12 protein-coding genes are annotated in these 13152 nt (G+C 42.3%); 5 read left to right on the top strand and 7 right to left on the bottom strand.

The annotated features are described in order from the left end of the window. Positions 1–21: 21 nt before the first annotated feature. Positions 22–2475, bottom strand: coding sequence for an LAGLIDADG family homing endonuclease (locus V7K15_RS26705; protein ID WP_442949719.1), 2454 nt, complete (start codon positions 2473–2475; stop codon positions 22–24). A 391-nt stretch (positions 2476–2866) separates the two neighbouring features. On the opposite strand from V7K15_RS26705, the gene V7K15_RS26700 reads away from it, so the two are divergent. Then, a complete protein-coding gene (locus V7K15_RS26700) occupies positions 2867–3541 on the top strand; it encodes a Uma2 family endonuclease (RefSeq protein WP_334910481.1) in 675 nt (224 codons plus the stop codon). 330 nt (positions 3542–3871) lie between these two features. Here V7K15_RS26700 and V7K15_RS26695 read toward each other — a convergent pair whose 3' ends face one another. Both V7K15_RS26695 and V7K15_RS26690 read right to left on the bottom strand, forming a co-directional pair. Next, a complete protein-coding gene (locus tag V7K15_RS26695) occupies positions 3872–5260 on the bottom strand; it encodes an AtzE family amidohydrolase (RefSeq protein ID WP_334910479.1) in 1389 nt (462 codons plus the stop codon). Further along, on the bottom strand, positions 5257–5445 hold the full coding sequence (locus tag V7K15_RS26690; protein WP_334910477.1) for a DUF4089 domain-containing protein: 189 nt from the start codon (positions 5443–5445) through the stop codon (positions 5257–5259). Before V7K15_RS26690 ends, V7K15_RS26695 begins: the two co-directional genes overlap by 4 nt. 168 nt (positions 5446–5613) lie before the next feature. On the opposite strand from V7K15_RS26690, the gene V7K15_RS26685 reads away from it, so the two are divergent. Further along, positions 5614–5916, top strand: a complete 303-nt coding sequence (locus V7K15_RS26685; RefSeq protein WP_334910475.1) for a hypothetical protein — start codon at positions 5614–5616, stop codon at positions 5914–5916. Here V7K15_RS26685 and V7K15_RS26680 read toward each other — a convergent pair. From V7K15_RS26680 to V7K15_RS26670, 3 genes are all read right to left on the bottom strand, one after another. After that, positions 5888–6271 (bottom strand): surface-adhesin E family protein, encoded by a 384-nt coding sequence (locus V7K15_RS26680; protein ID WP_334910473.1) that lies wholly within the window; start codon positions 6269–6271, stop codon positions 5888–5890. The genes V7K15_RS26685 and V7K15_RS26680 overlap by 29 nt on opposite strands. A gap of 429 nt (positions 6272–6700) precedes the next feature. Beyond that, positions 6701–7054, bottom strand: coding sequence for a hypothetical protein (locus V7K15_RS26675; RefSeq protein ID WP_334910471.1), 354 nt, complete (start codon positions 7052–7054; stop codon positions 6701–6703). Between the two features lie 12 nt (positions 7055–7066). Next, positions 7067–7771 (bottom strand): hypothetical protein, encoded by a 705-nt coding sequence (locus V7K15_RS26670; RefSeq protein WP_334910469.1) that lies wholly within the window; start codon positions 7769–7771, stop codon positions 7067–7069. Positions 7772–8014: 243 nt separating this feature from the next. On the opposite strand from V7K15_RS26670, the gene V7K15_RS26665 reads away from it, so the two are divergent. The 3 genes from V7K15_RS26665 (at position 8015) to V7K15_RS26655 (ending at position 11460) form a co-directional block, all read left to right on the top strand. After that, on the top strand, positions 8015–8299 hold the full coding sequence (locus V7K15_RS26665; RefSeq protein ID WP_334910467.1) for a glutaredoxin family protein: 285 nt from the start codon (positions 8015–8017) through the stop codon (positions 8297–8299). Between the two features lie 53 nt (positions 8300–8352). Next, positions 8353–9855, top strand: a complete 1503-nt coding sequence (locus V7K15_RS26660) for a UDP-N-acetylmuramoyl-L-alanyl-D-glutamate--2,6-diaminopimelate ligase (protein WP_334910465.1) — start codon at positions 8353–8355, stop codon at positions 9853–9855. A 171-nt stretch (positions 9856–10026) separates the two neighbouring features. Then, positions 10027–11460 carry a DICT sensory domain-containing protein gene (locus V7K15_RS26655; RefSeq protein WP_334910463.1) on the top strand — a complete coding sequence of 478 codons (1434 nt, stop codon included), beginning with the start codon at positions 10027–10029 and terminating at the stop codon, positions 11458–11460. Positions 11461–11541: 81 nt separating this feature from the next. On the opposite strand, the gene V7K15_RS26650 is transcribed toward V7K15_RS26655, so the two are convergent. Continuing rightward, positions 11542–13026, bottom strand: coding sequence for a sensor histidine kinase (locus V7K15_RS26650; protein ID WP_334910461.1), 1485 nt, complete (start codon positions 13024–13026; stop codon positions 11542–11544). Positions 13027–13152 lie beyond the last annotated feature (126 nt).

Here is a 13152-nt window from a genome sequence, read left to right as displayed (position 1 = left end):
GGTTTTTAACGTGAGGCAAAATCACTTACCACACGGATTTAAAGCGTAGCGAGCCAAACGATGTTCTAGCTCATTAGCAGCAATATTTGGATAGCGTTCCTGTAACCACTGTTTTGCTGTTCCTTGTTCATAAGCCTGCAAAAAATTAACTTTCAAAGCTTGTGTTGGTAGCAAATCAATGTTCGATCGCGCTACAGCTTCACCAGCCCATTGAATCGCTCCCTCGCCACTATAATATTGTTTGCGGACAGCACCAATGCATTCTTCTAATGTTGGCTTGCGGTGAAAAACTCTGGTATGATTTGCCATCCTAAGTGCATCGCGCTCTGGATCAATTCGCCAGTTGCCATTTTCATCTTGCTGCCATAAGTTATCTTTGGCATCGGCGAACAAACTATCTTCGCTAGAACCTTGCCTCATGCCAGCACTATTATGTGTCAGATAGCCATCACAATAGAAACAATGAGCTTCTTCGACTTCAATATCGTAGGTGTGGACATGATCATAACTCCCCAGTCCTTTAACACTGACTGGAATATCTAGCGAGATATCAGCTTCAACGATATAGCGTTCATAATTGGCATCAACAGTGCGAGAACCTTGGAATCCCATATCTCGCATTTCGCTATAGGTGTAAGCTTCCCGCATGATTGCACCAGGGACGGTGAAACCATACATTTTAAGTCCTTTTTTCACACACCCTTTAACTGAGTGTGGTGCAATAAGTGCGTTGTAACGCTCTTTGAGGGCTGGTATTGTGATGCTGTACTTAACTTGCCATCTTTGCTGTTGTGGATGGGTAATGCTAATTCTGCCAGCAATACCCAAACTGGATAAAACTGCACTAACTTGTCTAATAAATGACCGATAGACTGAGGTAACTAAGTGAGGAGGTCGGTTATTCACAGCACCATCACTATCCATTAATCCAGCTAGATAAGCCGCCCTGATATCTACTGAACCCTGCAAAATAAAACTAGGAATTGCTAGGGAAATATTAGGCTGCTTGATATAGCGATAGAAGTACTCAGCTAGTCGAACAGATGAGCAGATTGATTTGGCAGTGTTTTCGCCCTTGATGATGCCATGAGTAGCAGTCAATCCAAATAAAGCTAAAGTAGCATCTATTTTGGCTTTAACTCTAGCTGTGAGTTCCCTATCTAAACTGTTCATTGCCCATTCAACCCGGCCATAAGGCTTATCATACTTATTGCGACCGAGAGCAATATAGCCGTCACCGTGGGTTAACCCAATTAGCCAAGCAACCTCAGCTGTCAATTCGGGAATTACAAACGACTTAGCTGTACGACTGTTTGAGGGTCGAGATTCAGTAAAATCAGCAGGTAGATGGGTAACTGTACCAGGTAGAACTTGTGTGTTGTGCAGTAGGCGATCGCCCTCAACTAGACTTGCAATGGACTTCCAGGTAATTTCCCCCTGAGCATTTGCAAGAACTGCTTGTCTGTGGTTTAAAGTTGCTCTAGGGTAAGTCGCATTAGTTTCAATTTCATAGACATCCTGAAATCCTTGGTCAAATTTATCAACAACTCGCCGAAATCCTAAAGGAGTTTGTACTAAGTCACCCACTTGGACATCGCAAATGGGAATAAGACCTTTAAAAGTATGAACTAAAGCATCTTCAGGTAAACAGCGGCGAATATTACCAGCAACAATTGTGACAGCCGCTTGATCAATTAACAAACAGCATTCAATTGAATTTAATTGCCGTCCTACAGCTTTATTCAGAATAGATGCACAACGCTGATAAAGTCCAGGCAATTTTACAGGATTAGCAACTCCTCCAAAGCCGTTAAGAGTTTCTCCGGCTTTGCGGACATCACTGATATCGACTAATACTTCAACTTCTGCGGAAAATTGTTCATTAGTGGAGAGTTCCAACAGGGTTTGATATGATTCAACCCAACCTTCACGGCTATCTCCAACGTGAATAGTGACGCTGTTGCCTTCTATATGAGTTTCAGTATATTCACGCCGATTTTGTTGAGCAGTGCTGCCAATTTCACCTTGTACACTGACATTCAGGTGATTACGGATGGGGGGTAACTTGTTAATAAATTGTGGTTCTAGGACGGCTCCAGTGCCACAGCCCATCATTGCCAAATCCATCATTAATCCGAAGGCACTCCAGTCTTCGAGATTGGTAGAGGTGCAATTATAAGCCCCGGAAAAGTTCTTTGGCTTGGTGATCCAGTCTGTACCACCAACCCATAGCCAGCGTCCACTGGGCATAGCTTTCAAGTTGCGCTGCATCTGATCGAGTATGTCAGTTTCTTCTGGAGTTAGCTTTCCCAGCTTGATTAAGCCGAGTAGAGTGCGATCGCACACCTCATCCCATGTTTCCCTTAGTCCCGCCTTTGTCCGGCGGCTATAGGTTCTAAAAAATACGGGATTAGCAGCCGGTGCAGTTTCGGGAAACTTTGCACTCTGACGTTTTCTTTCTAGCTCTCGAACCATATATTAGGTGTCTTGCGTTCTTGTTGCGTGCGGACAGATTATGACTATACGCCAAGTAGTTTGAGTATTAAAGATTGTCAAATTGTCCACTTTACGCTAGCGATCGACCGTACTATTTGCAACAAAAATTTATGATGTATAATGTCTCTCACCCTTGGATAGAATCTCAATATTGAGTCTTAATAAGCACTGAAAATTACCCAAAACAAAAACCTCACGCTGTCCTAACGAATATCCCTCTCCTTACCAAGGAGAGAGACAGGTTTTGCGTAGCAGAACCAGGATGAGGTTTCTTTGGCCTTGGTGTACACGGTAGTCTAAAAGTGGAGAAGTCAGAAAAAGTTGGACATCGCATTATGATCGAATTATTCAGAGAATCGGTAAATCCATCATGTTAGAGTACGATCCATTAGCTTGCTTGCCCTCTTCTGAGGAGCTGCCAGACTCTGACGATACTCCTGTGGATAATGAATTACAAGATTTGATTCCCGGTTTACTCAAAGCTATATTGGCTATGGCTTGGGCAGAACGGATGGATTGGTTTTTTGGCGTTGATATGGGTATTTATTATCACCCAGATTTACCACCGATAGTACCAGATGGGTTTTTGAGTCTGGGCGTTGAGCGATTTTATGATGAAAACCTCCGCCCCAGTTATGTGCTTTGGGAAGAGAGGAGAGTCCCAATATTAGCGCTGGAAGTGGTATCTAGAAAATATCGCGGTGAATACTCGACTAAGAAGCAAGAGTATGCAAAGTTAGGGATTTTATATTATGTAGTTTACAACCCGACTCGTCGCCGCAAAGCCAGATTAGAAGTTTACAAATTGGTTAATAATCTCTATCAATTACAAGATGAAAATCCCGTTTGGCTACCAGAGATTGGTTTAGGAATTGGTATAGAACGGGGAACTTATTTAGGTATTCCGCGCGAGTGGTTATATTGGTATAACCAGCAAGGGGAAAGGCTTTTAACACCAGAAGAACAGGTGAAACTTGCCCAACAACGCGCCCGATTATTAGCAGAGAGGTTGCGATCGCTCGGCGTAGATCCTGATTCTCTATAGATGCTTGAGTATTCATAACCACAGCTTCAAGTTTACTTATATATCATCAGAGTTTGTAACCACATTTGAAGCATCCATAAGCACAGGTTAAGTTGTATGAACCACAGCTTCAAGTTTACTTATAACAACATGAGCGTTTGTAACCACAGCTTAAGTTGTATGAACCACAACTTCAAGTTTACTTATAACAACATGAGCGTTTGTAACCACAGGTTAAGTTGTATGAACCACAACTTCAAGTTTACTTCTAAAAAGTTGAGGGAAGTGGACTGCTAAAATATGTTCGTGCGATCGCTCTCAAGTAAAATAGGGATTTTCAAACGATTAGTTTTAGTTGATAGCGTTGAAAATCACTGGTGCTGAAACTATACCTTTTGCCTCTAACGCAGCCGCAACCCGTAAAATTAACGCTTCATTATATGGTGCTGCGATCAATTGCACACCTAAAGGTAAGGCATTTGGGCGCTGAATTGGTACTGATAAAACGGGTAAACCAATAAAAGATAATGGTTGAGTAAATAGCCCTAAATGAGGACGGACAAGAATTTCTTCGCCATCCAAAATCATCGTTTGTTGACCAATTAGCGGTGCAGAAATTGGTGTTGTTGGGGCAAGAATTATATCCACATTTTGAAAGATTTCCCGAATGCGATCGCGGTACCATTTTCTAAAGCGTTGGGCTTGGAGATACCAGCTACTTGGAATTAACGCCCCAGCTAAAAAGCGATCGCGTGTCGCTGAATCAAAATCTTGGGGACATCTACGCAATTTTTCCAAATGCAGATTTGCGCCCTCGCTAGCTGTAATCACAAAGGCTGCTGCACGGGCGCGGTGTGCTTCTGGTATGGTTACGTATTCAGTGACATTCAAAGCATCAGCAACTTTTTGCAGTGCTGCTAAAGCTTCCAGTTCTGCGCCTTTGGTGAAGTAATCACCAGCGATCGCAATTCTGATATCAGAAATATCTTGCTGAAGTTGTGGTAAAACCAATTCAGGCGGACGCTTTGTACAAATTGGATCGCGATCGTCTTCTCCTTGAAGCACATCAAACACCGTGGCGATATCCTGCACCGAACGCGCAAAAGATCCAATGTGGTCAAAACTGCTAGAAAATAAAGCTACCCCAGCACGAGATAACCTTCCATAAGTTGGTTTGAAACCAAAAACGCCACACAACGCCGCCGGAACGCGAATTGAACCATTAGTATCTGAACCAAGCGTCAGGGGTACTAACCCAGCAGCAACAGCCGCCGCCGAACCACCAGATGAACCACCAGCAACTCGCTGTAAATCATGGGGGTTGTGAGTAGCACCGTAATGGGAGTTTTCCGTCACAAACCCATAGGCGTACTCATCCATATTCAAAGCGCCAACCAGCACAGCACCCGCTTGTTTCAGCTTCGCTACTGCTGTTGCATCTTGGCTAGCTGGTGGGTTTTCTGCATTGATTTTCGACCCCGCCAGAGTCGTTAAACCAGCGATATCGAAGAGATTTTTCACCGCAAAAGGCACACCCGCAAGCTTTCCCGGATGATTACCTTGGGCAATTTCTGAGTCAATGCGGGCTGCATCTATTAAAGCAGTCTCAGCAGTCACAGCCGTAAAACAGTTGAGTTGATTATCTTGCGCGGCGATTCGGGCGATCGCGGCTTGAGTAACTTCCACCGCGCTAACTTTGCCTTCGCGTACAGCCGCAGCTATTGATACAGCATCATTCATGGTTCAAAAACTGGTGCAACTTCAATATCCTCTGATAGCGGGAAAGAATTTACAAGATTAGCGATCGCTCTAATTCTCTCAAAATTTGCCACCACACCATCACGATACTCATCTCTTAACTCCAAATCCAACAACAACGCCATTTGATCAACATACTCACCCACATCAAACTCTTCTGTTCTCATCTCTCCTCCTCCGTCCCCTCTGCATTCAGTATATTCTCTGATGCACTTGAACAAGCAGGTGACTGATAGTATAATTTTTAATTATTGCTATTTAAAAAACCAGTAAAAAGTATGAATTATATGGTTTGAGATATGCTTTGTAACCAATAACTAAATCACCTAAATGCTATGAAAAATGATGGCATTGATTGGAAAATTTCAGTATTAGTTTTTATTGTTATGTTGTTTGGTCAAAATTTATTAAGAAGTTGTGGCAAAACTAAAGTACCAATAAATTACAGTCCTTACAATGCTATACGAGGAAGAGAGTATTCTAATCGTTGCGAATGTCCTTATGATATTGCTGAAGATCATAGTATATGCGGAGATCGTTCATCTTATAGTACCCCTGGAGGTAGGGAACCGAACTGTTATTTAGGTGATATTTATGGCTATCCTCTTTCTAATTACAAAGCTTTTCCCATAAAGTAGCCTTTACTGTTTCGAGCATTATGCTTTCAAATGGTACATTTAGAGTTTCACGAGATTTGATTAACTTTCCATTTCTGTTATACAAATTATAAGCAACTGGTCTAATCTGCCTTTCTCTACAAAGCATTTGACTTTGAGCAACTAAAACCTTATTATCTTCCTTACTAACTACCATTTCTCTGTAGGTGTAACCGCCATTAATCGGTGTAATGGAGTCACCATCAACATAAAGAGTAGTTGCTGATGACTCATCAACATGAACCCAATTTTCAGCCGCAGCAGGTAACGCCGCAGACATCGCCAGAACTAAACCTAATAACAAGCTTTTCATAATCACACCAAAGAAATTCATCATCTCTTAGGCGTTAGCCCTTAGTCATCAGTAACTTTAGGGATATTATCTGAAGTTATTGTATGGCAACCGTAATACCAATTCTGTATGAAGATGCGCTAAACCATATTTAAGTACAAGAAAGAAAAACGAACCGCATTCGCGTTAGCGTCTCCCCTTGGGAGAAGGACGCATTCGCGTAGCGTCTCGTAGAGAAGAACACAAAGTAAAGAAAGAAGTTAAAAGGGTTTGGCGCAGCCTCACAAAGAAATGGTATAACTCACTCATAGTAAAAGTAACTGTCCTTGAATTACTGAACCTAGATGTTGTTGTATTTTCTTCCACCTTTTAGCTTAAATATTTCAGAAAAACCTGTATAAAACAAAAAGCTTTAAGATACCTTAAAGCTTTTTGTCTCTTATTATTTATTTGATTTAAAAATTGTCTGTTGGACTAACATAGCGATGTAATTGAGTCCCTGTTCTTTGCTTTTGCAAAATTTACCGAATCCATTTGGTTTAGCACCAAAACACAAAAAGTGTATAACATTGCGACATACAGCATAAACTCAAAAACAAGGAGTTCTATTTTGACAGAACTTATTTTGACCCTTTCTGCCTTTATCTCAGCATCCGATATATCCGTCCAATTTTCTAGCCACTCTCCATCAACGTCCTTAACAAATTGGTATATGGCATCAACTCCCATAAGCCTTTTAGAGCGTCTTAACTCTCTGGCGCTCTCTAGAGCAACTCTTGCTCTAGTAACTTTCTGTTCTTTGGGAATTTCAACTTGATAGGACATCATGGCTTTAACTGCTTATCTGTCTATATCAATTTTAGAATAACAGTTTTTCGGGATTTCGTCACTACAGTGGAATGCTTCTTGTCCAATTCTTGACTCAATTTCATGGACTGTTGGGTTGTAACTTACAAACAAACCCCGATCAATTCCCCAATATTGTAAAGTATCTAACCATTTTTGCTGCTTTGGTTGAGAAAGTGTACCTTGAATAGTAGTTATTTGAACAGAAAGAGGTAAATTGTTTAGTCCAGAAGCGAATAAATCTGTTGCCATTGATAGATCCGCAATATAAGAATGAAATGTATCACCTCCAAGAAATACTATTACTTGGCATATCTTATCAACTAAAAAAGTATCGTTTCCTTGGAATTTACCAGCCATTAATTCTTTTTTCCAGGTTTCTTTTTTTGGATCTCTCTCATCAATCCAAAGGGGGAATAAATATTCGTACCAATACATCTCTATTGGTGTCAGTGAGGACAGTTCAGCCACCTTGTCCTCTTTAGGTATTAATTGTAGTTCTAACCAAAATGTTGCATCTTTTATAAACTCTTCCAAAAGAAGCATTACGTGTTTTTTAGATACCAGTTGTCCAGATTTTTTATCAGCAATCCATCTACTCATTTCCCTTAGCCTTAATGCCAAATTTGGATAAGTATCTTGAGAATCTTGAATTAACCTTACTAAGTTAGACCTGATTTCATCTGGAGATTTTTGCACGCTAAATTTCCTACCTAAATAAATAATCGATTTGCCCTGGTGACAGCTATGCTACTTGAGCGCCAATCGTAAGGATTCGATTTTGATAACCATACCGTAATTGCACAAGCTTGAGCAGAAAGAGCGCAATCACCCTCTCGCAACGGTAATTATATTTAAGGATAAGTTCCGAGGATTTTTGCTTGTTCCCATTGTTCGCTTTTAGTGATATGTAAAATAGTGTTCATGGTAATTAATTAACAAATGCAATTAATTTTATACAGTAAACCAGGCTGTCATTTATGTGAAGGCTTGCAAGAAAAGCTAGAACAAATCCAAAATCTTAGTTTCGAGTTGGAAATTAGGGATATTACGACTCGTGAAGATTGGTTTGCTGCGTATGAGTATGAGGTGCCGGTAATTTATTTATCGAACCGCAGAGGCGCAGAGGACACAGAGGAAGGGAGTGAGAAATTATTGCCGCGTCCTTCTCCTCGTGCTAGTGTGCAGCAGTTGGAGCAAATGTTGCGTAAGTATTTAGCTAATTAGAAAAAAATAATGCAGAATAAGCGCAAGATTAAGAAGGTGACGAGGTTCACAAGATGAAATTGCGGGAATTACTAACGGCGGTAGATAGTGTTGAGCAATTGCCTAACCATCCAATTTTTGAGGATGTGGAAGTTAGGGGTTTAAAGACGAATTCCCATGCTTGTATTGTGGGAGATTTGTTTATTGGGATGCCCGGAACGCGGGTTGATGGTGGGGAATTTTGGCAAAGTGCGATCGCATCGGGGGCTGTAGCTGCGATCGTTTCTCCTGAAGCTGCACAGAAAAATCCTCCCACAAATCAGGCTGTGGTGATCAGTGCCAGTAACATAACTCAAGCTTGTGCCCAGATAGCCAGTGCTTTTTACGGTTATCCGGGACGAAAACTCAAGCTGGTAGGTGTGACTGGTACAAATGGCAAAACTACAACTACTCATCTAATTGAATTTCTGCTCATCAAAGCTAATCTAGCTACAGCTTTGATGGGAACTCTCTACACTCGTTGGCCAGGTTTTGAGCAAACTGCTACCCACACTACGCCCTTTGCGGTGGAACTGCAACAGCAGCTAGCTGAGGCTGTAAATGCTGGTAGTGAGTTTGGAGTGATGGAAGTAAGTTCTCACGCTTTGGCTCAAGGTAGAGTGTTGGGTTGTCAATTTGAGGTGGCGGTGTTCAGTAATCTTACCCAAGACCATCTCGACTATCACCGCGATATGGAAGATTACTTTACTGCGAAAGCGTTGTTATTTAGCCCTGATTATCTCAAGGGACGGGCAATAATTAATGCTGATGATTCCTATGGAAAGCGGTTAATCACCTCGTTAGATTCCGAACGGGTTTGGAGTTACAGTGTCAATGACAACAGCGCTGATTTATGGATGAGTGATTTAAATTACCAGCCGAATGGTGTCAGTGGGACATTACATACACCTCATAGTGACGTGGCTTTTCGATCGCCTCTAGTCGGACAATATAATTTAGAAAATCTTCTCGCAGCCGTAGGAGCAGTTTTACATTTAGGGCTAGATTTACAGTTAGTCGCATCCGTGATACCGGAGTTTCCTGGAGTTCCCGGACGGATGGAACGGGTAGAGATTAGTCCTGACCAAGATATTAGCGTGATTGTGGATTATGCCCACACACCCGATAGTTTAGAAAATTTGCTGAAAGCTGCACGTCCGTTTATACCGGGGAAGGTAATTTGTGTGTTTGGTTGTGGAGGCGATCGCGATCGCACTAAGCGCCCAAAAATGGGTAAAATTGTTGCTGAATTAGCTGATATAGCGGTGGTGACATCGGATAATCCCCGCACTGAAGACCCTGAAAGGATTTTGCAAGATATTTTAGCGGGAATTGCTGACACAGTGCAGCCAACTGTAATTTGCGATCGCGCGATCGCAATTCGTACCGCTATTTTACAAGCACAACCCGGTGATGGAGTCTTACTTGCTGGTAAAGGTCACGAAGACTATCAAATTCTTGGTACTGAAAAAATACATTTTGACGACCGAGAACACGCACGCGACGCTTTACACCAAAGAGTGAATACACAAGCCTAACTCTAAGGGTAGCGCAGATGTGCTACCCTAAAATGTGTATTTCACAAAATTAAAATCGCCCATAATTCATAGTTCATGTTTCTTTCCGTGGGGATTTGTAAAAAATGCACACATAAAGGTGAGAATCGAAAACAGAATTATTTCTTGCTTCATCCTTGTTGTGCTTGACTCATGAATGTATCTCTGGCTAAGGAACTGTCTGTTTATCAACTGGTTATGGGAGTGCAAGTGCCTCCTAAACCATTGTCCCTCAGTCCTGCTACTCTACTATCACTGGTGAGAGCGCAAATTGACTTACTAATTGAGCAGCAAATTGCAGCAACTTTATGGGTGAAGCTACCACCAGATAAAATTTGGCAATCAGAATTAGCGCGTTATAAATCCTCAGTAGGTGCGTCAAGTCTCATTTACACTTTCCAGATTGAGGAGAGCCCAAAAGGGGGAGATGAGGGAGAGGGAAGAGTAAATACCTCCTCATCCCCCTCATCTTCTCATCATGTCTCTGTTCACCTCCCACCAGATAGCCAAATGCGACGGGAAAACTTTTTGATGGTGTTATCGCCCCAGTTTTGCAGTTTAATTTTGGCTCATCGACCACTTAAAAAACGCCAAAATCAGACATCTGTGAAGGTAAATACTAATAAAAACAAAAACCAGCCGTTGCTGATTATAACTACTGTTGAGGGGAGAATAATTCAGCAAGTATTAGATGGTATCCGAAAAGGGATTGCGCCAGAATCATCGCCGATTTTACTTGCTAGTTTTATTTGTCCAACTGTGCCCCAAGCTGCACTGATGAATCAACTGTTGGCAAAACAACTCCTGCGACAAGATGAAATTAATCGTCAAATCATCACACTAAGCACCACCAGGTTGCAGCAGAAAAAGCAAGAACTGCACAACAAAGAGCAACTCAAAGATGAATACCTAAAAAATGTATGTCAGGAATTGCGTACACCTCTGACGCACATGAAGACAGCACTTTCGATATTGAATTCCCCTAATCTTAAACCCCCCCAGCGACAACGTTATTTACAGATGTTAAATACCCAGTGCGATCAACAAAATTCCTTGATTACTGGTTTGTTGGAACTGGTGCAGCTAGAACGGAATTTGGAGATAACTACTTTGGAGTCAGTGCGTCTCTCAGATATTGTGCCTGGAGTAGTCAGTACGTATCAAACTGTAGCCCAAGAAAAAGGGATTATCTTAGCCTACACTGTACCGCTTGAAATCCCATCTGTTTGGTGCGTGAGCGGTGGTCTGAGGCAAATTGTGATCAAAATGCTGCATAACAGCATTAAGTTTACCCCTAATGGTGGTCAAGTATGGGTGCGTGCCCGGATTCAAGGCGATTATGTCCAATTAGAATTCCGCGACACAGGTATCGGTATTGCCGAAAACGAAATTCCCAAAATCTTTGAGCGGTTTTATCGTGTGCGTACAGCCGCAACTGAAGATTATGGTGGTGCTGGGTTGGGGTTAACAATTGTACAGCAATTGCTGTTGCGCTCTGGCGGATCTATTTCTGTAAAAAGTAAATTATCTGAAGGTTCCACATTTACAGTGCAACTGGCAATTGTTGGGGATAGTCCAAAGGCGTAGGCGTAGCCAGCCGTAGGCATCGCTACACAAAATGAATTATGAATTATGAATTATGAATTTTTAACTCCTAACTCTCGGCTTCTACTTGCTAACTTCTAAAGGCAGGAAAATCGTCAAAACTTCCCCATAATGTGGACGCTGGCGCACAATCAATTTACCACCGATCGCCTGAAACAAATGCTTGGTTGCGGCGATATTCAAACTAATCGTACCCGTTTCTGGTTGGAACATCAGCAGTTGACCCAGGGCTTTACGAATTGGTGGCCTTGTAGGTGTGGCGGCTTTACTTGAATCTTTGCACCCGAATTGGGGCGATAATTGTAACTTCAGTTGATCTCCAGCCGGGATAACTTGTACTTGAATATGGCTACCAGGGGGTAAGCTGCGAGTGAAATTTTCTATCAAACCAGTGAGTACCTGATCCAGCATGGTAGGATTACTCACCACCGTTGGTAGTTGTTGGGGTAAAACAACATTTAAAGTTAAGTTCCGCCGATGCGCTGCTTGTTCCCACCGGGGAATACTCTGCTGCAACACTTGATCTAAAGACATCGGTGTGAGTTGAGTTTTTGAAGATTTTGTGGAAGCAGTAGTTTCCAGTTCTGCTGCCTTAAACAGCAACTCCATGCGGTCAATTTGCTCGGTACACTCATGATCGATAATTTTTAAGCGATTGATCACCCCAGCATCTAAGTCTCGCCGCTTCAACAGCAGACGAGTCATGGTGCGAATAGTTGTTAAAGGTGTGCGGACTTCGTGAGCGAAGGCTTGGAGCAATTCTACATCAGGATTTGAGGATTGAGCATTGGGCATTGGGCATGGGTTATTTTCCTTGTCCCCCTTGTCCCCAGTCCCTTCTGGTTCGGTTAATTCCTGAAGCAACAACTGGCTAAACTCAATCATGATCCGGTAATCTGGTGCTACCGGGGAATACTGTTCTACTAATGCATCCAGGCGGGCAAAAAATTCTGGATTAGCGAGCATTACCCTTGTTCCTAGCGATCGCCAAGCCTGCTGTACTACCTCTGGCTCAAAAGAAAATGAAAAGGTTTTTTTACCGTTCTTATGTGTTGCTAAAACCATTACTAATCTAAATTTATCTGTAAAAACTAAGCAAAACTGCTCTGCACCCAACGGATCGGCAGGTAGTAAGGAAAGTAGCGATTCATGGGGAACGATTTCTTCATTTACAGAGGCGTTGGCGTAACCCGCACTTCGACTTACTTCGACTGCGTTCACTAGAACTGGCTCTGTTACCACCGCAGGCATCTGATCTGGCATCTGAAATGGCATCAGCGCCAAGGGATTAAATGGTTTTGCCGTAAAAGTTACTGTTTGTAAGCTTTGAGTCAGTTTTGGCTGACTAAATAAGGGTGCTGGTGCAGCTAAAACTAATCCTTGGGTTGTGTCTGTTGAAGAATCTGCTAAAGTATTTAATAGCAAATGTTCTGTCGCTGCGAGACTGACACGCCACTGCTGCTCTGCTTTAGCAGGTGAACATTCAGTCACACTTGATTGATTTTCAGCCAAGATTTCGCTCAGGCTTGGCAATATCCATTTGTACACAAGTTTTCACCCCTTAATTCAAGAGCGACTAACAGCGTCTAGGGTAGACATTTCACTACTACCTAAGAGGTTATATCTATTTGTGTACTGATGACAGTGGTAGAACCGAACAATTGGGGTGCAATT

This window comes from Nostoc sp., assembly GCF_036919815.1.
Taxonomy (GTDB): domain Bacteria; phylum Cyanobacteriota; class Cyanobacteriia; order Cyanobacteriales; family Nostocaceae; genus Nostoc.
The sequence above is the reverse complement of the archived record's forward strand: the minus strand, read 5'-3'. Positions and strand labels throughout refer to the sequence as shown.